The organism is Staphylococcus kloosii (genome assembly GCF_032139365.1).
GTDB lineage: Bacteria > Bacillota > Bacilli > Staphylococcales > Staphylococcaceae > Staphylococcus > Staphylococcus kloosii_A.
This window is the reverse complement of the sequence record NZ_JAVTDB010000020.1, coordinates 1-22,497: the sequence shown is the minus strand read 5'-3', so window position 1 is coordinate 22,497 and position 22,497 is coordinate 1. Positions and strand designations below refer to the sequence as shown.

The 22,497-nt window shown below is 33.6% G+C and carries 20 protein-coding genes; 8 read left to right on the top strand and 12 right to left on the bottom strand.

The genetic code is table 11. The annotated features are described in order from the left end of the window. Positions 1-56 precede the first annotated feature (56 nt). Positions 57-1,304 carry an imidazolonepropionase gene (gene hutI / locus RPL90_RS02120; RefSeq protein WP_313542162.1) on the bottom strand — a complete coding sequence of 416 codons (1,248 nt, stop codon included), beginning with the start codon at positions 1,302-1,304 and terminating at the stop codon, positions 57-59. Beyond that, positions 1,304-2,965, bottom strand: a complete 1,662-nt coding sequence (gene hutU, locus RPL90_RS02115) for a urocanate hydratase (protein ID WP_313542159.1) — start codon at positions 2,963-2,965, stop codon at positions 1,304-1,306. Before hutU ends, hutI begins: the two co-directional genes overlap by 1 nt. Before the next feature lie 206 nt (positions 2,966-3,171). On the opposite strand from hutU, the gene RPL90_RS02110 reads away from it, so the two are divergent. Then, positions 3,172-4,056 (top strand): LysR family transcriptional regulator, encoded by an 885-nt coding sequence (locus tag RPL90_RS02110; RefSeq protein ID WP_313542156.1) that lies wholly within the window; start codon positions 3,172-3,174, stop codon positions 4,054-4,056. Here RPL90_RS02110 and hutG read toward each other — a convergent pair. Then, positions 4,034-4,966 (bottom strand): formimidoylglutamase, encoded by a 933-nt coding sequence (gene hutG / locus RPL90_RS02105; protein ID WP_313542153.1) that lies wholly within the window; start codon positions 4,964-4,966, stop codon positions 4,034-4,036. The two genes, RPL90_RS02110 and hutG, sit on opposite strands and share 23 nt — an antisense overlap. Positions 4,967-5,222: 256 nt before the next feature. Between hutG and sdpC the strand changes: the two genes are divergently transcribed. Beyond that, positions 5,223-6,698 (top strand): peptidoglycan release complex CPBP-like subunit SdpC, encoded by a 1,476-nt coding sequence (gene sdpC, locus RPL90_RS02100; protein ID WP_313542150.1) that lies wholly within the window; start codon positions 5,223-5,225, stop codon positions 6,696-6,698. 171 nt (positions 6,699-6,869) lie between these two features. Here the strand turns inward: sdpC and RPL90_RS02095 are convergent, their stop codons facing one another. Further along, entirely contained in the window at positions 6,870-7,562 is a 693-nt protein-coding gene (locus tag RPL90_RS02095) for a ribose 5-phosphate isomerase A (protein ID WP_313542276.1), read from the bottom strand. 185 nt (positions 7,563-7,747) lie between these two features. Between RPL90_RS02095 and RPL90_RS02090 the strand changes: the two genes are divergently transcribed. Further along, positions 7,748-8,401, top strand: a complete 654-nt coding sequence (locus RPL90_RS02090) for an MOSC domain-containing protein (RefSeq protein WP_398573845.1) — start codon at positions 7,748-7,750, stop codon at positions 8,399-8,401. 178 nt (positions 8,402-8,579) lie between these two features. Here RPL90_RS02090 and RPL90_RS02085 read toward each other — a convergent pair whose 3' ends face one another. The 3 genes from RPL90_RS02085 to RPL90_RS02075 all read right to left on the bottom strand — a co-directional run bounded on the left by RPL90_RS02085 (position 8,580) and on the right by RPL90_RS02075 (position 12,056). Next, complete coding sequence (locus RPL90_RS02085; protein ID WP_313542147.1) at positions 8,580-9,596, bottom strand: aldose epimerase family protein; 1,017 nt, start codon at positions 9,594-9,596, stop codon at positions 8,580-8,582. 332 nt (positions 9,597-9,928) lie between these two features. Next, positions 9,929-11,164, bottom strand: a complete 1,236-nt coding sequence (locus RPL90_RS02080) for an ABC transporter permease (protein WP_313542144.1) — start codon at positions 11,162-11,164, stop codon at positions 9,929-9,931. Beyond that, on the bottom strand, positions 11,157-12,056 hold the full coding sequence (locus RPL90_RS02075) for an ABC transporter ATP-binding protein (RefSeq protein WP_313542141.1): 900 nt from the start codon (positions 12,054-12,056) through the stop codon (positions 11,157-11,159). Before RPL90_RS02075 ends, RPL90_RS02080 begins: the two co-directional genes overlap by 8 nt. 227 nt (positions 12,057-12,283) lie before the next feature. Between RPL90_RS02075 and RPL90_RS02070 the strand changes: the two genes are divergently transcribed. Continuing rightward, the gene (locus tag RPL90_RS02070) at positions 12,284-13,897 is read left to right on the top strand and encodes a ribulokinase (RefSeq protein WP_313542138.1); all 1,614 of its coding nucleotides are present in this window, start codon (positions 12,284-12,286) and stop codon (positions 13,895-13,897) included. A gap of 97 nt (positions 13,898-13,994) precedes the next feature. Here RPL90_RS02070 and RPL90_RS02065 read toward each other — a convergent pair whose 3' ends face one another. Continuing rightward, positions 13,995-14,606: a DUF805 domain-containing protein gene (locus tag RPL90_RS02065; RefSeq protein ID WP_313542135.1), complete on the bottom strand. Its 612-nt coding sequence runs from the start codon at positions 14,604-14,606 to the stop codon at positions 13,995-13,997. Positions 14,607-14,789: 183 nt separating this feature from the next. Here RPL90_RS02065 and RPL90_RS02060 point away from each other — a divergent pair, with 183 nt between their 5' ends. Next, positions 14,790-15,398, top strand: coding sequence for a DNA-3-methyladenine glycosylase (locus RPL90_RS02060; RefSeq protein WP_313542132.1), 609 nt, complete (start codon positions 14,790-14,792; stop codon positions 15,396-15,398). A 188-nt stretch (positions 15,399-15,586) separates the two neighbouring features. On the opposite strand, the gene RPL90_RS02055 is transcribed toward RPL90_RS02060, so the two are convergent. Beyond that, on the bottom strand, positions 15,587-16,912 hold the full coding sequence (locus RPL90_RS02055) for a Na+/H+ antiporter NhaC family protein (protein WP_313542129.1): 1,326 nt from the start codon (positions 16,910-16,912) through the stop codon (positions 15,587-15,589). Between the two features lie 227 nt (positions 16,913-17,139). On the opposite strand from RPL90_RS02055, the gene gltS reads away from it, so the two are divergent. Next, positions 17,140-18,348, top strand: coding sequence for a sodium/glutamate symporter (gltS, locus tag RPL90_RS02050; RefSeq protein WP_313542126.1), 1,209 nt, complete (start codon positions 17,140-17,142; stop codon positions 18,346-18,348). Between the two features lie 62 nt (positions 18,349-18,410). Here gltS and fni read toward each other — a convergent pair whose 3' ends face one another. After that, positions 18,411-19,451, bottom strand: coding sequence for a type 2 isopentenyl-diphosphate Delta-isomerase (gene fni, locus RPL90_RS02045; RefSeq protein WP_313542123.1), 1,041 nt, complete (start codon positions 19,449-19,451; stop codon positions 18,411-18,413). A gap of 42 nt (positions 19,452-19,493) precedes the next feature. Next, positions 19,494-20,441, bottom strand: coding sequence for a magnesium/cobalt transporter CorA (gene corA / locus RPL90_RS02040; RefSeq protein ID WP_313542120.1), 948 nt, complete (start codon positions 20,439-20,441; stop codon positions 19,494-19,496). 130 nt (positions 20,442-20,571) lie between these two features. Here corA and RPL90_RS02035 point away from each other — a divergent pair, with 130 nt between their 5' ends. Beyond that, positions 20,572-21,039, top strand: coding sequence for a thioesterase family protein (locus tag RPL90_RS02035; RefSeq protein ID WP_313542117.1), 468 nt, complete (start codon positions 20,572-20,574; stop codon positions 21,037-21,039). A gap of 12 nt (positions 21,040-21,051) precedes the next feature. Beyond that, positions 21,052-21,456, top strand: coding sequence for a hypothetical protein (locus RPL90_RS02030; protein WP_313542114.1), 405 nt, complete (start codon positions 21,052-21,054; stop codon positions 21,454-21,456). 46 nt (positions 21,457-21,502) lie between these two features. Here the strand turns inward: RPL90_RS02030 and RPL90_RS02025 are convergent, their stop codons facing one another. Further along, complete coding sequence (locus RPL90_RS02025; protein ID WP_313542111.1) at positions 21,503-22,402, bottom strand: alpha/beta hydrolase; 900 nt, start codon at positions 22,400-22,402, stop codon at positions 21,503-21,505. Positions 22,403-22,497: the final 95 nt, after the last annotated feature.

Genomic DNA, 22,497 nt, shown 5'->3' with positions numbered 1-22,497 from the left:
ACCGCCCATATAAAATGAGAGCCTAAAGACAATGTCCCAAGCTCTCATTGATAATGTTATACATTAATTGTTGCATCTGATACCGCATTATCAAAAATAATACGTCCATCTTTGATTACTTTATCTGCATGGTTAATACCAAAATGATATAAAATATATTCGTAATTCGGTGCATCCCATAAGACAATATTCGCTTTATCACCTTTATTAATTGTACCTGCTTCACTGTCTATTGCTTTGGCTGCATTGACAGTTACAGCATTCCATATTTCATTTGATGATAACTTCAATTTAAGTGATGCAATAGACATTACGAGTTGTAAATTATTTGTGACACAACTACCCGGATTAAAGTCAGTTGCAATCGCAATCGCACCATTATTGTCTATCATGCCTCTCGCATCCGCATATTGTTCTTTACCTAAATAGAAAGTCGTTCCAGGTAAAATCACTGCAACAGTGTCGCTGTCGTTTAATTTTTGTTTACCTTCCTCACTTGAAGCAACTAGGTGATCGGCACTAATTGCACCTTCATTTATCGCTAATTCTAATCCGCCGAGTGGATCAATTTCATCTGCATGTATTTTCACTCTATAGCCAGCTTCTTTTGCAGCTTGCATATACTTTTTAGATTCTTCTATCGTAAAGACACCCGTTTCACAAAAAATATCAGCAAAGTCTGCATATTGTTTCGCTTCCGGTAACATAGCAATCATTTCGTCTAAAAAGGCTTGATTAGATGTAGCATCTTTAGGAATAGCATGAGGTCCTAAAAAAGTATGTTTCATTTCTAAATTAAACTTGTCGGCTAATTGATTAGAAACACGTAATTGTTTTAATTCAGTTTCTTTATCTAATCCATATCCACTTTTAGCCTCTACGGTTAGCACACCATGTTGCATCATAGTTAATAGTTGCTTTTCTGCCTTTTTCAGTAAGTCTTCTTCTGAAGTATTACGTGTAGCTTCAACTGTTGAAAGTATGCCACCACCTTGTTCTAATATTTCAAGATATGACACGCCTTGTCTCTTCAGTGCCATTTCATGTTCTCTTGAACCACCGTGCACTAAATGAGTGTGAGCTTCGACTAAAGACGGTGATACAACTTTATCGCTTGCATCAATTGTTTCTTTAGCTTCATATTCATCAGTGTACTTACCAGAATAGACAATTTTCCCATCTTTAACTACAACAGTCCCATTGTTAATTGTAGTCAATTCATCTAATTCTGTCCCTTTTAATGGTCGATCGGTAGATTTAGGTAAAATTAGCTGTTTAATATTTTGTATAATTAAATCATTCATTATTGATCACCTTTTCTATCTATCATTGGAATTTTGACGCCTTGCGCTTTGGCAACTTTTACTGCTGAGTCATACCCAGCATCAACATGTCGTGCTACACCCATGCCTGGATCTGTAGTTAATACTCTGCCTAAGCGTCTATCAGCACGTTCTGAGCCATCAGCGACAACTACCATACCAGCATGAAGCGAGTACCCCATTCCTACGCCACCGCCGTGGTGGAATGAAATCCATGAACCGCCTGCTGCTGTATTAATTAAGGCATTTAAGACAGCCCAGTCACCTACTGCATCTGAACCATCTTTCATACCTTCTGTTTCTCTGTTAGGACTTGCTACTGAACCTGAATCTAAATGGTCACGTCCAATAACGATAGGTGCAGAAATTTCACCATCTCTAACTAATTTATTAAGTGCTAAGCCCATCTTAGCCCTTTCACCATAACCTAGCCAAGCGATACGTGATGGTAAACCTTGATATGCAATTTTTTCAGATGCTAAATCTAACCAACGATTTAGTTTTTCGTTATCTGGGAATAATTTTCTCATTTCTTCATCTGCGCGTTCGATATCTTTAGGATCGCCACTTAATGCAGCAAATCTAAACGGACCTTTACCTTCACAAAATAGTGGTCTAATATAAGCTGGTACGAATCCTGGGAAATCGAATGCATTTGTTATGCCATTATTATAAGCAACTTGACGAATATTATTACCATAGTCAAATGCAATAGCGCCTTGCTTTTGGAAATCTAACATTAATGAAACATGTTTAGCCATAGAAGCCTCAGATTCTTTAACGTATGCTTTCGGCTTACTCTCACGATAAGTTTTGGCTTCTTCAACTGAATAACCTTGAGGTACATAGCCATTTAACGGATCGTGTGCACTTGTTTGGTCTGTAATAATATCAATTTTAAAGCCTTTATCTAATATTTGTTGGTGTATGTCTACCGCATTACCTAAAAGACCGATTGATAAAGGACGTTTTTCTTTTCTTGCTTCGTCTGCTAATTTCAATGCTTCATCCAGATTATCCGTTTTTACATCACAATATTTAGTAGCAATACGTTTATCAATTCTTGATTCGTCAACTTCGACACCAATGACGACACCTTCATTCATCGTAACAGCAAGTGGTTGCGCACCACCCATACCACCTAAACCAGCAGTCAACGTCACAGTGCCCGCAAGACTACCATCAAAATGTTGGTTTGCTAGTTCTCCAAAAGTTTCATAAGTCCCTTGGACGATACCTTGTGAACCGATATAAATCCAACTACCTGCAGTCATTTGCCCATACATCATAAGACCTTCTTTGTCTAATTCATGAAAATGATCCCAGTTTGCCCATTCAGGCACTAATACTGAGTTTGATATTAATACACGAGGGGCTTCTTCGTGCGTTTTAAATACTGCAACTGGTTTACCAGATTGGACTAACATAGTTTCATCCGCTTCTAAATCGCGTAATGTATTTTCAATCGCCTCGAAAGCCTCCCAGTTTCTAGCCGCTTTACCAATGCCCCCGTATACGACTAAATCTTCTGGTCTTTCTGCTACTTCCGGATCCAAATTATTATAAAGCATTCTTAAAACTGCTTCTTGTTCCCATCCTTTACACTCGATATCTAATCCTTTTTTGGCTTGTATTTGTCTCATTAACAATCACTCCATCCCTTCATTTAATTGCTATATACGATATAAATCTCAAACTGACTTCACTTTTTTAACATGACTTAAATAAAATTAAGCATTTGCTTGTTTACGCTATAGTGTAAGTATATTATGCTTAGTTATAACTTACCAATATAAATAAACTAAACATTAATAGGATAAAACTATAAATAGCAAAGGTGGCGTTTTTTATGAAAATTATTCAGTTAGAATACTTTATTGCAGTAGTTAAATATAACAACTTTACACAAGCTGCTAAATTTTTACATATTAGCCAGCCTTCTTTAACGGCAACAATCAAAAAAATCGAACATACTTTAGGTTATGATTTATTCACACGTACAACAAAAGATATCAAAATTACAGAAAAAGGCATTCAGTTTTACTATTATGCAGTACAGTTAGTGCAGGAATATCATCAAACTATGGAAAAAATGCATGACTTAAAAATGAGTGAGTCCCCTAAAATTAAAATCTCTATACTAGAATCAACCAATCAATGGGTGTCACAAGTTATAGCAATGCATCGTAAAACTTACGACGATCAAACTTATTTAATTTCCGAAATACATAACCAAAACGATATCTTAGAACACTTATTAAATTTTGAAGAGCATATCGCTTTATCAAATGAAAATATTACACACGAAGCGATTCAATCCACACCATTATACGATGAGTCTTACGTTCTGTTAGCACCACGCAATACATTCAATCAGCAACATATTACAATAGATGATTTACCCTTAATCTTACCGAAGAAAGGTTCACAAGTAAGACAACACTTAGACGATTACTTTAAGCGAGTAAATCTCCACCCAAATATCATATTAGAAGTTGATCGCTTTGAAGCGGCAACGAATTTTGTCCATAAAGGTTTAGGCTATGCCATTATACCGAGATTTTATTATCAATCATTTAACACAAATCAATTAGATGCCGTCAAATTTAAACCCAAATTAGGTCGTACGATTTACCTTAATTACCTAAAAAAAAGAAAGCACTCGGCTAGAGTACTTTCTTTAATCTCTGTATTTTTAAATTATTGGGAAATTAACGTAAAAAATGATGAATAAAGTTGGCTGTCAACTTTGCAGTTCTATTATCAATATCATATGCTGGGTTCGTTTCGGCTATACTTATTGTAGACACTTTATCATTTGGTATAATACGTTTAGCCAATTCCAACACAATATTTGGATATAAGCCTAACACTGCTGGGGCACTAACGCCTGGTGCATAAGCACTATCAATGACATCCATACACACTGTAAACATGATAACGTCATGGTCATGTACAAATCGATCTACTAAATCTTTAATTGGTGGTGAGACTTGATGCAATAACTCATCTGAAAAGACATAGTCTATGTTTCGTTCTTCTGCATAATCAAATAGAGCCTGTGTATTGCCCCCTTGTTGGATACCTAATACTAAGTATGAAGTGTTTTCATCTTCTTCTAATATTTGTCGGAAACTTGTACCTGACGTAGAGCCATCAGCAATGCGAGTATCGAAATGTGCATCAATATTAATGACACCTATAGACGAATCAGGATTTGCCGCCCTAACGCCTAAGTATTGAGCGTAAGCAATATCATGCCCTCCGCCTAATAAAAATGTTTGTTTATGTTTATTAACCGATTGCGTTACATATTGTGCAAATTCTTGTTGCGTTTCTTCTAATGTTTCGTGATCATGGGCTATATTACCATAGTCATAAATTGGGCTAGCGCGTAGTACTGGTAAATTCGCAAATGCACTTTTAATAGCATTTGGACCTTCTTTCGCGCCTAATCGACCATTATTTAATTCGACTCCTTTGTCTACTTCATAACCGAGTATACCTACACCTTCACGTTGTGACTTTGATGTCTTCTCATTTAAATTACCGAATTGAATTGTTTGAAAATGGCGAAACTGGCTACTATCCGTTTCGCTATCAACTCTACCTGTCCAAAGTTCAGCATTTGGTAAATTATGCATACTCTTCCCCCTTTAATCCTAATTGAACACTTAAAGTATACGCTTACATAATTTTGAATTCAATTCATACTCCTTTATTACCCCTATATTAATTAAATAATTAGGTCATAACAATTTACTATCTCAATTTTAGTGAAATTTAACCCTATACTATTACAATTCAATGATATTTACTATATTTAATTTATTTCTACATATGTAAAATGTATAATTAGGTGCGAATGAAATATTTAAAACCTAGATGGAGGTTACGTAAATGGATAAGCAACGTATTCCTGGTTTTAGATGGGCAATGATGATTTTCATCTTTTATATCATTTCCTATGCATTACCTACGATACTTAAAGATTTTCAAGGCAGAGTGCCGTATAAATCTTTCGTTTTTGACTTGAGTTTTATTGCACCTTTTGTTGCAGTATTTATATGTCTAATTATATTTGGAAGCAGAAGAATCCAATTAAGTGGTTTAAAATTCACATTGGGGCTAGATACAATTGTTAGAATTTTATTAGCATTAATTATTCCATTAGTGATTTTTATTGTAGCAATGACTAGCTTTAATGTATTTGCAGATAGTTTTATCTTATTACAAGCTGAAGATTTATCAGTGTCAATCATTACAGTAATTATTGGTCAGCTGATTATGGCATTTTTAATAGAATTTGCATTCCGTTCATATTTACAAAATATAGTGGAAAACCGTGTATATAATTTATTCGCATCTATTATAGTTGGTTTTTTATATGCGCTATGGAATGTGAATCTTAGTTTCGGTTTAACTTATGGAATATATAGCTTCTTATATGGTTTTGCATTTTCTATAATTGTTGGCGAACTCATTCGTGGCATGAGAGGACGTACAATTTATATTGCAACGGCCTTTCATTTTATTATGTCATTTGGTCTTGTCTTCTTATTTAATGAAGAATTGGGTAATACCTTTGCAATGAAGATTATAGCGTATTCAACTGTTGCAGTTGGACTTGTTTATTTAATATTAAGTATGATTATTAGAGCGATTCTTTACTTCTTTACAAGACGCAACTTTGATGAAATTGAAGATAATAACTACATGGATCATCTTAATGATGAAGACGAAATAGCTACGTTTAATGAACATAATGAGTCAACTAACGCACTTCACAATGAAGAAACTGTGGCAACTGCTACGACAGCTGTTGATGAACGAGCCGTTACTGAAGATACTCCAACAACTAACACTGGCGCGAATGAAACTCATCAAATGAGTGACAGCGATGACAGACCACTCATGGAAAATACAACACTTCATGACGATACACCAGTTACTGAAGATAGTACGAACAATGACGATACACCAGTAACTGAAGATAGTACGAGCAGCGGCGATACACTAGTCACTGAAGATGCACCTATTACGCACAACAATGATTTAAAACATCATCAAGTAGAATCAGCAGAAAACGACGACCTTGAAACAACAAATGAAACAAAAACGCATTCATACTCTGATCGTGAATACCATGAATCTGAAGCCGATAGACATTCAAATTTAGCGCACAATGTGGCTAATGATACTGAAACGACAACTTCTTCAAAGCATGTCACTAATGACGAACAATCTTCTCAAAACATTGCAGAATCAGACGAAACACACGACAGTAAACAAAGCAATGAGCGTAAAAATGATGCTACGAATGACTATCACCGTACATCGTTCCTTACAAAACTCAAAAAACGTCATAGAAGATAGTATAATAAGAGCCTGGGACTTAATTGTCCACAGGCTCTTATTTTATATGGGCAGTATATGACTGAATTAAAATTAGCTTATGTCAAGCTGTTTTCAATTCTAGTCAACCCTTGCCAGGGCGGGACTACAAAATTATCTTATAAAAATAAGATTTTTCTCCGGCTCCCTTTTTTAGTTTGTTTTATTAAAAATTTGTACCCCATCTTGCGTACCTACAATTGCTTGGTCTGCTATATCGATAAAGTACCCAGTTTCTAATACGCCTATTAAATGAATTAAATATTCGTGAAATTCAGCTGGGTTAATGCCACTATGTAATACTACATCCAATATATAATTACCATTATCTGTAATAAACGGCACATCATCTGCCATGCGACGTGTTACCTCAAGATTATCGTATGCTTCGATTTTTCTTGCTACGAGTAACCAATTGAATTTATCTACCTCGACAGGTAGTTTAAAGGTTTCACCTAAATAACTTACCATTTTAGATTCATCCGCTAGTACAACAAATTTATTTGCCATGGCATCTATAACTTTTTCTCTAAATAATGCACCTCCGCCACCTTTAATGAGGTTTAAGTCTGTATCAACTTCGTCTGCACCGTCAATTGCGAGATCAATATTAGTAACATCGTTAATTTCTATTACTTTAATGCCATGCTTTTTGGCTATGTAAGCTGTTTTATTTGAAGTACATACACCCGTTATATCGAGTTGCTCAGTTGTAACTTTTTCTGCTAATTGTGGAATTAGTAATTCAATCGTAGAACCTGATCCGATTCCAATAACCATACCGTCTTTTACTTGTTGCAATGCATCGTCAAATGTACTTATTTTTAACTGTTTCTTATCCATAATGCTGCCCCTTTATGACTATAGTAGTAATATCTTTATTGTACATTAGAATGATAAAAATATATAGCTAAAGTCCTTCTTTAACTTAATAATAAAGTAATAGTCACCCCTAATCACCAACTTCTACGCTTCAATAATTATTATATTTCATATATAATTAGCATAAACTTGGGAAAGAAGGGCAAATAATGATTTATGAAGTCGAAGCAATATCTACAGGTAAAATTGAAGACTTAAACTACAGTAGCAAAAGACCAATGCGTTCTGCGCTTAACAAAACACCTTTTAGTGGTTCAATGTGGCTATCACTAACTGGTTTTACACAAGATGAACAAGAGTATAAAGATCATGGTGGACCTGATAAAGCTGTCTGTTTATTTAGTAAATCAAATTATACGATGTGGCAAGATGATGTTGTTGAACTTCCTACTTATGCTATGTTTGGCGAAAATCTTACGGTTGCTAATTTAGATGAACGCGAAGCTTATTTTGGCAATCAATATCAATTAGGTGACGCAATTATTGAAATATCTGAAATAAGAGAACCTTGTTGGAAAATACAAGCGAAATATCAAATTCCCGACTTAGTTAAACGGATGTCTACCTCAGGCAAAACAGGCTTTTATTTTCGAGTTATAAAAGAGGGATATGTATCAAGCGATGACCATCTTAAATTAATAAAAACCGCAGACAAAGATACGCAACTATCAGTTTATGAACTTAATGATGTTTATTACAATGACCGTAAAAATGCTTCACGCCTAAGTTATGCACTCCAAAACCCTTATCTTACAAGTAACAGAAAAGAGAAGCTTCAGCGTTTACTAACACGCGCGCAATAACAATTAAAAAGTATAGGAATGGGACAAAAATCTTAATTTTAAAAGAAACTTTTGTCCTCCTCTCCGATAAAGATGACTAGCATTGAAAGTAGCTTGATACAAGTGCATTTTCAATTCAGTCATCTACTGCCTCTATAAAAAAGAGCCTGAAGACATGATGTCGCAGGCCCATACTTTTTTATACTTCTTTTTCAAAAATCTTATAAGATGTTTTAGAGTAGAAAGGTTGGTTTGCTTCTATGATAGATTGGGCATTTTCACCTTTCAAGTTGATGTCATTAGGAATACATTGTGTTTCTAGTGTAAATCCCGAATGCGGCTTATAAATATTAAAATTACTTTGCCAACTTGAAGTGTCATTAAATGTAAAAATAACAACGTTCGGCATATCCGTTTCTACCTTTAATAAAAAGTGCTTATTTTCGATCGTCATTTGACCATCATGAATGTCAAAAGGATGATCTAAACCATTATAGCGTGTCATTTGTTGTTGTAACATAGGGTGTGTTGTCTCAAATATATCTTTAAATTTAATTTTGTCATTGTCAAAACATGCTTTTAAATCGATGGTTTCTAAACTACTTACTAAATTATCTTCGCCCAAAGGATACAATGCTAATTTGTCACTACTAATATAATGATTATCGATAATATTGTTGTCTCTATTCAAATTAAAATAAACATGATTCATCGGGTTAAATAGTGTTTTCTCAGTAGCAACAGCTTCGTATTCAACAGTCCACTTATGCTCAACATTATATGTATGTGTTACTTTCAAATCAATATTCCCCGGGAAATGATCGTCCTCACTATTAATTGTCGTCGTAAAAATGATTTTGACTTGCCCCACTTGTTCATGGATTTCATAATCAAAAAATTTAGTATCAAGGCCATAAGGTCCACCATGAATATTATTTGTGCCATCATTCTGAGCTAAAGTATAAGTTTTTCCATCTAACTCAAAAGTAGCATTTGCAATTCTGCCACTGTAACGTCCTATCGTTGCTCCAAATTTAAACGGATTCTCTTGATAAAATTCATCCGCTTCAACAATATTACCTAATACAATACTGTTATCATCATATTTCCATGAAATAATACGCGCACCAAAATTTGAAAATGCTATTGTTGTTTCTTGATTGTCGATTTTTATTAATTCAATACCGTTACGCTGTTTTTCTACTTTTGCAAACATGTCAAATACTCCCTTTCCCACTAAACATCTTCATCAACAAATAATTTTGTTAACACAACAATATTGCCGATGAAATGCTAATTGATATATCAAAATACTAAAATGATTTACTATATCAATTCTGCGTAAGTCAACTATTTCATTGTCGATAGTGCTAATTACTGTTCCCTTGTTCAAACATCAATCAATTTAAAAAAACATACAAGCAATTATAAACTTGTTGGGGTATGCCTGTATGTTCTCATTTTGTTTATAACTCTAATATTTATAACTTACATTGTAACAATTTTACTAAATGTAAATCTATACATATTGTAAATTTACACAAATAATTAACTCCGTTTTAATAGCCGTTTCATTGAAGCTTTTACACTTCTATCAAAACTTAATATACTATCTTTATAACTTCTTATCGCTACCCATAATAGAACAACTGCTGTAATTAGCGAAATAATGACACTAACTACAATTTCCCATACCTCGACGTTCGGAGATGATGAACGTACAAACATGATAAAAGGCGATAACATTGGAATAAAGCTCGTAATTTTTGTGATTAACGCATCTGGATTCCAAACGCTATATAGTGATACATATAATCCAATCATGCCTAACAACGACATTGGCATAATAGATTGATTAATGTCTTCGATTCGAGCTGTAATTGCACCTAATATAGCTGCTAAAAATACATAAGATAATACACCGACGATTAAATTAATCATCCCTACAATAATAATTTGTGTAGTTAATGAACCTGGATGCACATCGAAGCCTTTGAACATTTCTTTAACATCAAATGCAAAATAAGAAATAATGGCAACTATGATGAATATCACTATTTGTGTTAATGCTACGGCTATAATGCCTGCTATTTTAGCGAGAATGTGCGTCATTGGTGACACACTTGTTATAATCATTTCGATAACACGAGAGGTCTTTTCTGTAGCAATTTCCATAGCTATTTGATTGGCATAATTGATAATAATAAAGAATAACAACATAATTCCGGCATACACAACGATGATATTAAACGTTTTTTGTGCCTCTGATAAATTATTATTGTGTTGATTATCAGATATCATTTCTGTCGACACTTTACTTTGCGCTTGTAGTGACTTTAATTCTGATGGTGTTAATTTCAAATTAGATGCCGTAATTTGTGTTTGCATTGTCGTCAACATAGTCTGAAACTTTTGTTGCTTTTGTGCAGATACCGTATCATGACTTAAAATTTTACCGTTTAATTTGTTATCAGCTAAACTTATAATATAAGCTTCGTCTAGCTTTTTATCTTTTATTTCTTTTTTGGCTTTACTTTCTGACATTCTTTGATAGGTAGCATCATCATTCAGTTGCTTTTCTTGAGATTTAATTGCTTTATATAATTTATCATTATTCGCAACAATACCTATTTTATCTCCGCCATTATCAAATAAATCAATTATTTTATTAATATTACCTGCTGCTAAGATTAAAATAACAACAATTCCCGTGAAAATTAGAAATGATTTGGCTTTTACCTTGTTGCGATAAGTAAGTGCGAAAGTAGCTAAAAATCTATCCATTATAATCACCTACTTTATCTATAAAGATTTCATTTAAAGAAGGTTCAACGACTTGGAATCTCTTAACAAAACCATACTTTACGACTACTTCATAAACCTTTTCGGCTATTGCTTCATTGTCGATCGTCACCTTAATTTCGCGTTTGTTTCGTTCCACATTTAATACGCCGTTAATCGTTTCTAACTCTGGCATTTCATGTGTAGCTTCTATCATTACACTCTTATTACCATGATTCGCTTTTACTTCATCAATTTGACCGGCCACGACTAACTGACCATTATTTAAAATACACACATCATCACATAGTTCTTCAACGTGCTCCATTCTATGTGAACTATAAATAATCGTCGTACCTTGATCGTTTAATTCTTTTACTGCAGACTTTAATAATTCAACATTGACCGGATCCAAACCACTAAAAGGTTCATCTAAAATTAATACTTGTGGTTGATGTATCATGCTTGCTAACAATTGAATTTTTTGTTGATTCCCTTTTGATAATGCTTCGATTTTTTTATCTCTATTTTGAACAATATCAAATCTATTAAGCCAGTAATCAATGGCTTTTTTTATATCTTTTGACTTCATTCCTTTTAATGTAGCCAAATAAAACAACTCATCATACACTTTCATCTTTGGGTGCAAGCCACGTTCTTCAGGTAAATAGCCTACATAATCATATTGTTTTTTATCAATCTTTTTACCTTTATAAGTTATTTGTCCCTCAGTGATGGGCGTTAAGCCTAAAATCATTCTAAATGTCGTCGTTTTGCCTGCTCCATTACGTCCAAGAAAGCCTAACATGTTACCTTCTTCGAGTGTAAGAGAGACATTATCTACAGCTTTAAACTCTTTATATTTCTTGGTTACGTTTTCTATACGCAGAGTCATTACACATCTTCTCCTTATCAATCTTTTTAGACTATTGTTGTCCATAATTATGTATTTCTTCTGCTTAAACTAATTACATCATAGCACTTTCAAGTAAACAAAAGAACAGTTTACTGTAAGTTTACGAGTTGTACAACTTTACAGCATGAAATGTAAGCACTATCATTAATTTACAATCTTTAATTCAAACATAAATAATTACCTATTATAAGGAGGATTCACCCGATATGAGTTACAGTATTGGCATAGATTATGGCACAGCTTCTGGAAGAGTATTTTTAGTAGATACTTCAAACGGAGCTATAATATCAAGTTATATTAAAGAATACCCACATGGTACAATTTCTGGATCCTTAAACGGTCAAAAATTACCGCAAAATTATTTTTTACAGCATGCCGAGGATTATACACAAATTCTTGAACAAGGTGTAACTCATGTATTAAATGATAGCCAAGTTGATTCAAATGAGGTAATTGGCATTGGTATTGATTTTACAAGTTGTACTATTGTCTTTTTAGATGATAATTTTGAACCATTACATACTAAATCTCAATACGAAAACAATCCACATGCCTATGTAAAATTATGGAAACACCATGGCGCGCAAGAACAGGCTGATTTAATGAATGAAGTTAGTGCACAATATAATAAACACTGGTTAGATAATTATGGTCATAGTGTAAACTGTGAATGGATGATTCCCAAGATATTAGAAGTAAAACAACAAGCACCTGAAATTTTAGAAGCTACTTCATATATCATGGAGGCTGGTGACTATCTCGTTAGCTTATTAACAAACAAAAATTTACGTTCTAATTGTGGTATTGGTTTTAAAGGATTTTATAATGAAGAAGAAGGATTTAACTATGACTTTTTCGCTGCAGTAGATAGTGGCTTGCCACAAATCGTTAAAGAAAAATGTGAAGCACCAGTAGTCAACATCGGAGAAAGCGCCGGTTCTCTTAGTGCGTACTATCAACAATTATGGGGATTAAAGGCTAATGTTCAAATTTCCCCTTATATTATAGATGCACATTCTGGTGTTTTAGGTGTAGGCGCCATTCATCAAGGTGAATTTACGCCAGTCATCGGTACTAGCACTTGTCACCTAATGTTAGACGCTAAACAAGCGCCAATCCCGGCTATTACAGGCTCTGTAAAAGATGCGATCATACCGGAACTGTATGCTTATGAAGCCGGTCAAGCAGCCGTAGGAGACTTATTTAATTATTCTGCACAACAAGCGCCTAAAGCAATCGTTGATGAAGCTGAAAGGCAAAACATATCCGTATTAGAACACCTTGAAAACTTAGCCCAAGAGATTGCAATCGAAGATCAACACGTAACAGTGTTAGATTGGCACAATGGTAATCGCAGTATTTTAAGTGATAGCCAACTTACGGGTAGTATTTTCGGTTTAACATTACAAACACCTTTCGCTATGGTACATCGTGCGCATTTAGAAGCGACTGCATTTGGTACAAAACTAATCATGCAACAATTTGAAAATAACAATATTCCAGTACATACAGTATTTGCTTCAGGAGGAATTCCAAAGAAAAGTCATCTACTTGTTGATATTTATGCCAATGTATTAAATAAAGAAGTAGTCGTATTAGATTCTAGCAATGCAACCGCATTAGGAGCTGCGATGCTAGGAGCTAATGTTGGCGGTGCTTATACTGATTTAGAAACTACAGTAGCAAATATGAAACAAGCTGTTTTATACCGCAAACAACCCGAACAAGAAAAAGTTAAAGCTTATGAACATTTATTTAATAAATACAAGTCACTACATGATTTACTTGGTAGAGAACACCCAACGTTATCCTACATTTAAATATTAAAATTAACTGTCTGATCTAAAGATTAAAATCATAGTATATAAAAGCCAATCCACTGAATTAAAAAGAGGATTGGCTTTTCATATTGACTTATTACTTTAAATTATTATATGGGTTATTTATATCATTCTCGTAAGATACTCCACTATGATTTTTAGCTTCTGTACCTTGATATTTGGGACTTAATCCATATTTATTACTTTTACGTTGACTATCAAGACAGGTTACCACAATTTGGTAAATTGTTAATACAAAGTATGCTAAATATAAAATTAATACAACAATTGAACCAGTTAAACTATTGTTATCAGATGATTGTACAGAAATAATTGAAGGTACAACATTAATTACGATTGAAAACACGAACAAGATAATTGGCACGACCATCGTACGACCCGTATCATGAAACCTTCTTATCAACAATGCATAATTAGGTATAATCGTTGCTAAACCGTAAATTGCCAAATAAATCCAACCTATCATTAGACACAAAATACTTACTCCTGATGTACTGGCATTACTATCAATAAGGCCCATAATTAAACCTATAATACCCCCAACTAACAGTAAAATACCTGGAATACAAACAATGATATGCCATAATAACGTATACCAGTATTCACTCCTTCTCGAGCGACCAGTAAAATTAACGTAGTTTTTCCAAAATAACTTGTATGCTGTACCAAAACCTACTTTTGACGTCATTTTAATACAACTCCTTTATTATGTCATTTTTTAAATGTAAACTATATGTATGAACGAAATATTTCTACAACTTATGTATTATGTAGTTTAACATACTATTACAAATATATATATATAATTTGTAAACTAACTAAAGTTTATATTTACTATATTTCACATTTATTTTTAGGAGGCATACAAAACGTGGATTTTTTACAACGTGATACCATAACGATTGCTAAAGATTTATTAGGCGTTAAAGTAATTTATCATGATGAACAACAAACATTTACAGGTTATATCGTCGAAACAGAAGCTTATTTAGGCTTTGATGATAGAGCTGCACACGGTTTTAATGGTAAACGTACGCCAAAAGTAGCATCTTTATATAAAGAAGGTGGTACAATTTATGCACACGTGATGCATACGCATTTATTAATTAATTTCGTCACGCAACAAGCCGACATACCTGAAGGTGTACTTATTCGAGCAGTAGAACCTGAAGAAGGTATAGAGACAATGGTTTACCGCCGTGGCAAAACGGGTTATGAAATTACTAATGGTCCGGGTAAGTGGACCAAGGCGTTCAATATTCCAAGACATATCGACGGGAGTAGACTTAACGAAGGCAATTTACTAATCGATACAAAAAATAGAAAATATCCGAGAGCCATAGATGAGGACGGACGTATTGGTATACCTAACAAAGGGGAATGGACCCATAAACCTTTACGCTATACTGTTAAAGGAAATCCTTATGTTTCACGACTAAAAAAATCTGCTATACTCCCACCAGATGAAACTTGGAAATAATAATAGCAATGATAAACGGGAGCGTGACAAAAATCTTATTTTTATAAGAAAATTTTGTAGTCCCACCCCCATAAGGATGATTATCGTTGAAAGCAATTTGATATAAGCACATTTTCAATTCAGTCACCTACTGACCATATAAAAGTAGAGCCTGAAGACAATATGATGTCCCAGACCCTTTTAATTTATTAGTTTTTTACTTTATTCTTATCTAATAATCCAAATTGTATTGTAATTAATGTGCATATAATAAAGATAACAGGATAATATGAATATTTTAACACATCAAGATATGATACATGTCCGTATTGTTCAACCATTAACATACCACTATCATGTGGTAGCACCATTAATGCACTACACGCAAATATATCCAGTAAACTTGCCATTCTCTTTGGCGGTACTTTATACTCGTCACCGATTTCTTTGGCTATAGGCGCTGAAATTATAATAGCTAACGTATTATGTGACAATGCTGCTGATAAAATACCAGACATAAAACCTATTACATATTCTGCACTTTTACGCCCTTTTGCTTTAGCTTTCATCGCTTGAATAATCCAATCGATACCACCATAATAACGAATTAAAGCAACTAAACCTGAAACTAAAAAGGCAACTAAGAAAATTAAAAACATGCTTTGCATGCCATCGCCAATAGCTTTTGTAAATTGAAAAATGCCCATATTTCCTTGCACAATGCCTAATAAACCAGCCATTAAAATGCCTATAATTAACACTAAAATAACGTCTAATCCAGCAATCGCAGCAATTAACACAAATAAATAAGGTAATATATTGATAAAGTTAAAGCTTAAATCACCTTTCACTGTGCCTGTACCACCAACAATGCCATAACAGACTGCCGTTAAAATAGCTGCCGGTAAGGCAATGAGCACATTCATTTTAAATTTGTCTCGCATTTTAGCGCCTACGCCATTTGTTGCAGCTATCGTCGTATCCGAAATAATGGATAAATTATCACCAAAATATGCGCCTGCAATGACTGCCGCACCAGCTGCAGCTATACTTAAATCTGCCGCTTGCGCTACTGCAACTCCTACAGGAATGAAGGCCGCTTGAGCCCCTGTTGATGTTCCCAATGTTAATGCAGCAAAACCACTCATTATAAATATACCGGGAATTAATAAACTCGGTGGGATAACAGATAGTCCCATATTAACCATAGCATCTTTACCACCCATATCGGATGTAACTGTAGAAAATGCCCCTGCTAATAGTAAAATAAGTCCTAAATTAACGATACCAGAGTTACCAGCATTTTCCGTAAAGATTTGTACTTTTTTTGCAAACTTAGTTTTGCGATCATAACAAGTCCATGCAATCACTATACCAATAAACACTGCAACATGACGTGGTAATTGGTCAAAGGCATCTTTTTTGCCCATAATCGTAAATGTAATACCTACGCCAATATATAACACTAAAAATATTACTAGCGGTAATAAAGCCAATGCACCATATTGCTTTTGACTGCGTAGTGAATTTTCCATGACATAACCCCTTATCTCTATCTATTTACTCGTGATTACATGGTAACTAAAAATGAATATAAAATCATCAATTCAAACTCATCTAATTAAACTGTAAAAAAATTAAATATCATTCTCCTTATATAAACTATATATTAGTCATTGCAATTACTGTCTACTAACATATATAATGCCCTTTAGGTGTTTTTGTAAGCGGTTACTCGTACATATAAAAAGGAGGACGTATTATGTTACATATAGATGCGATTACAACCCTGGCACTAGCAAGTGTTTTGTACTTACTTGGTGTCTATATTGTGAATCATGTCTCGATATTAAAGAAATTATGTATCCCCGCACCCGTTATAGGTGGTTTATTATTCGCAATCTTAGTTGCGATTTTACAGAGTTTCGGCATTGTCACAATCAAACTGAACTCTGATTTCTTTCAAAATTTCTTTATGTTAGCATTCTTTACTACTATTGGACTGGGTGCATCTTTAAAATTATTAAAATTAGGTGGCAAGGTGCTTATTTTATATTTTATCTTCTGTGGCATATTAGCTACACTACAAAACGTTATCGGCGTTTCATTAGCAAAGGTACTAAATATACCACCTTTATTAGGTATTACTGCTGGATCAATGTCAATGGAAGGTGGACATGGTAACGCTGCGGCATATGGGCAAACAATTCAACAACTTGGTTATCATTCTGCTCTTACAGCCGCATTAGCAGCAGCAACTTTAGGCCTTGTTGCAGGTGGACTCATTGGTGGTCCTGTAGTGAAATACTTAATTAACAAATATAATTTAAAGCCATCTCAAGCAGAGAGTACAAAAGAAGATTATAGTACTGTTGCTTATAACGAATATTTACATAAGAAGATGGAACCGACAACTGTCTTTTTATTACAATTTACTATTGTTGCTATTTGTATGGCAATCGGCAGTTATATCGGCAATACATTTACAGACTTAACAAGCATTAATATTCCAATGTATGTTGGCGCAATGTTTGTCGCTGTTATTATTCGAAATATATCTGAATACGGTAATTTACAATTAATTGATATGAAAATTGTCGATAAAATTAGCGACGTTTCATTAAGTCTATTTTTATCCATTGCCTTAATGAGTATAAATTTAACAGACATTTATAAATTAGCTATACCACTTATTATTATCGTTCTTGTTCAAATCGTCTTTATCGTTTTATTCTCGGTCTTTATCGTCTTCCGAGGATTAGGTAAAAATTACGATGCTGCAGTAATGATCGGCGGCTTTATTGGACATGGTTTAGGTGCTACACCTAATGCAATGGCGAACTTAGACGTTATCACGAAAAAATTTGGTGCTTCGCCGAAAGCCTATCTTGTTGTCCCTATTGTAGGTGCCTTTTTAATAGATTTATTGGGTGTGCCAATCGTGACATCATTTATTAATATTTTAAAGTAATGTAAGTAAAAAACGTTAGTAAGAAGTAGATAGACTTCCTTACTAACGTTTTTTAATGAATTTTAAATTGTTAAGCCTCTTTGTTCCATCCATGAAATAAGGTCTGGGCTAAAAACAATTTGCGTTTGTTTTAACTCTTCAATTGTTCGAACATTTAACATCGTCATAATTTTTTTCATTTGATCAATAAATGATTCGACATAATCTAATGTAGAAGTTATGCCATAATTTTCAATATGATTTAAAAATGGTCGCGACATACCTACTGCATTCGCCCCTAATGCTAAACATTTTACTGCATCTAAAGGTGTCCTAACGCCACCACTCGCTAATACATTAATATCTTGCTGGAATTTAGTACTTTCTAATAATGATTCAACAGTAGACTGGCCCCAAGATGATAAATAGTTCATATCTTTTAAAGAACGGCGTTCATTTTCAATATCAACGAAATTTGTTCCGCCTTTACCACTGACATCTACGTATCTCACACCGATAGCTTGTAGTCTTTGAATTGTTTCTTTACTCATACCAAAACCAACTTCTTTAACAATAACAGGAACAGGTACACGTTCTACAATCAATGCTAAATTTTCCATCCAAGTTGAAAATGTTCTATTTCCCTCAGGCATAACTAATTCTTGAGGAGAATTAACGTGAACTTGTAATGCTTGTGCATCTAATAATTCTACTGCTTCTTCAGCTTTATCGACTGGTACATCGGCGCCGACATTACTAAACACAATACCTTCAGGATTTGTGTCACGCACGATACTAAATGAAGATGCCATATTGGCATTGCGTAATGCAGCATGTGTAGAACCTACAGCCATTGCTAAACCAGTTTCACGTGCAATGACTGCTAACTTTTCATTTATATTTTTTGTCCATTCACTACCACCTGTCATAGCATTAATATAAATAGGATAGTCTAATGTAAAATCAGTTAATTGACTACTCAAATCTACATCACTGACATCTATATCTGGAATGGAATGATGTACAAACCTTATTTTATCAAAATCTGACTGTGGCGCATCTGTTTGTGCCATTGCTATTTCCACATGGTCATTCTTTCTTTGTTCTCGCTTTGAATCGCTCACTATTGCCCCTACTTTCATCTTGTTAAATTTTGTAAGTTACAGTTAAAACCATTTTTTCTTTTTAAAGTACCAAATACATATACTGGTAATAATTAACATAATGACTAAAACGGCGAAATAACTATAGTGCCAATTTAATTCTGGCATATATTTAAAGTTCATACCGTAAATGCCTGTAATTAACGCTAATGGTGAAAAAATCACAGATACAAGCGTCAATATTTGCATTATATTATTCATTTTATAAGAACTATATGATTCATAATTCTCTCTTATTTCATTGGTCATCTCGTCAGAAGTTTTAATACTATTTTCTTGTTTAATCATATGATCTTCAATATGTTGAATATATAAATAGTCTTTATGACTATTAAATAGCGTTTTACTATCTTTAAGTGTAACTATAAGTTCATGCATCGGAAAGACTATCCGCTTTAATTTTATAATATCCGAACGCAATTTAAACACATCATCCATAATGACTTTACTTGTAGTATCATTCACGTGTTTATCTTCAAAATCATAAACTTTTTCTTCTATGTCATAAATATAATCAAAATAATAATCTACAAGTTGATCTATAATATATAGCATGACGCTGTTGGCAGTTAAACGGTCAGTCGTGTGCTCACATAAAGAATGATTAATATCTTTAATAGCTTGTTCATGTGTATGGTGATATGTAATTAACACATTATCTTTTATAAAGAAGTTAATTGCCGTCGGTCTGTAATCTTCATCACGTATACCATGAACAACAATATATTGATATGAAGCATATTTTTTATATTTTGCTCTTGGTGTACCGTTAACTGTATCATCAATTTCAAGTTTATTAAAATTAAAATCATTTTGTAATTGATGATTTTCTAATGATGTCGGATTTTCGTAATCATACCATGTGAAATCAGCCTCATCGGGTAAGGCTTGTTCATCACCAACTTGTTGAAGTGGATGGTCGCCAGTTTGATAATTTATCGTCAGCCCCATAAAATTTCCTCCTCAACTATTTTTCTTTATTTTACCATGAATCGTGACAGATGTATGTTTAAACTATATTTAGTAATATAATTGTAGATGGTACTAATTTATAAATAGAAATTCAGGAGTTGAAAGGACAATGACTACAGTATTTACAGTCTCACAGCAAGTTTCAGCTGACATGATTGACCATAATAATCACATGCATGATTCACATTATAATCATATATTTAGTGATATTATCAATCAATTTAATTACGCACATGGCTTGTCGCTTAAAGAAAGAGCAACACTTAATTACACTATGTTTACAGCTGAAGAACAAACAAGTTATCTTCAGGAATTAAAGCTCGATGAAACATATAAAGTAAAATTATATTTGTATGACTATGATGTCAAAAGAGCACACTTTTTTGCATTTATGTATAAGCAAAATGATACGCTTGCCGCTACTAACGAAGCAATGATGTTAGGTATTGATAGCAATACGAATAAAGTAAGTCCTTTCCCCAAACAATATTACCAACAATTAGATCATTACTACGCACAACAACCGACTATAAAATGGCCTAAACAACTCGGCCATCGTATTGGTATACCAAAATAAGGAGTGATTCATATGCCAATGTCATTAATAGATATGATCCGTACGCAACTTTATGATTATCATGATGAAGTTAAAGTATCTTTGAGCGAACTTAATCAGAGTAAAGCCCTTGTTATTAACGGTCCTGATAACAAGCTCATTGACAGAGGGTTAAACATTAGTTTTTATCGTGGCCAAAAACAAACGATAGATGCACTTAATTCACTATTAGACGCTTATCAAGATGAAACAGATTTTTTAAAGCACTATGAGGAATATGCACAAGGTATATCAGAAGATTATACGCATACCACAACAACGTTCACTCAAATGGAAAATCCGAAAGACAATTTCGCAGTGTTTATTTCTTATTTATATACATTAAAAGGTCAGAAATTAATAATAGATTCTATCAATACGTTAGTTGCTTCCAAGTAACACGTTAAAAATGCCGCCATTATTAAATGACGGCATTTGTTTAACTTTAAACTTTTAATGATTGCACAATTTGTCTTACTGCTTTATGTGATTGTCTTATAGGATATAATGGAAAGCCATGTATCATCTTTTTATATGGATAAAAATGAATGGGTTGTTGATGCGTTTCCCCCAATTCTACAAGTTTCAACATATCTGGATAATATACTTCTTGTGTACTACCAAACATGTAAATAGGCGGTAAGTGATTGATGCTTCCATTTATCGGTGAAATTTTCGCATCTTTCAGTGCACAGTTGCCTGACCATACATTCATGACTTTACGTACGCCTTCAACATGAATCAACTTATCTTTTTTTATTAATGTTTCAGTAATTTGGTCATTTTCCAATTCCGCATCCAACAATGGAGATAATAAATAAATTTTTTGGGGCATTGAAAGGTTTTCGACATACAATTGTTGAACAAAACTAAGTGCCAAGCTACCACCAGAGCCATCCCCCATAATAACTATATTGCCTTCCCCTACTTCAGAAACCAGTTGTTGATATAAATCATTGATTGCACTATAAGTATCTTGAGCATTATAAGTCGGTGCCTTAGGATAAATAGGCATAACAATTTCATGCAACGAACTTAACGCTAGTTTATCCATAAATCTCCAATGAAAAACAGACGGTTGTAATACATTGTACCCGCCATGAAGATATAAAATTTTTTGCTTACTATTATGTCTAAAATTAAACCTAAACACCTGCATATCGTTAAAAGTTTGTTTTTCTAAATTAGACTTTATATTTAAACTTTCGGGTTGTTTATGTTTTTGTGCATTCAGTCTCTCGCGCTGCGTTAAAAATTGTTGTAACTGGTCCTCATTGTCAAAGTTCATCGATCTAATTGGCAATAAATATTTGTTAATGAAATGATTCATTATGTTAAAAGTCATGAATTAACCAACCCACTCTTTTTTATAAATTTAAAAATAAATAGATATCGTAATATTTATCATATATATTTACCCACTTACACTATAAAAACAGT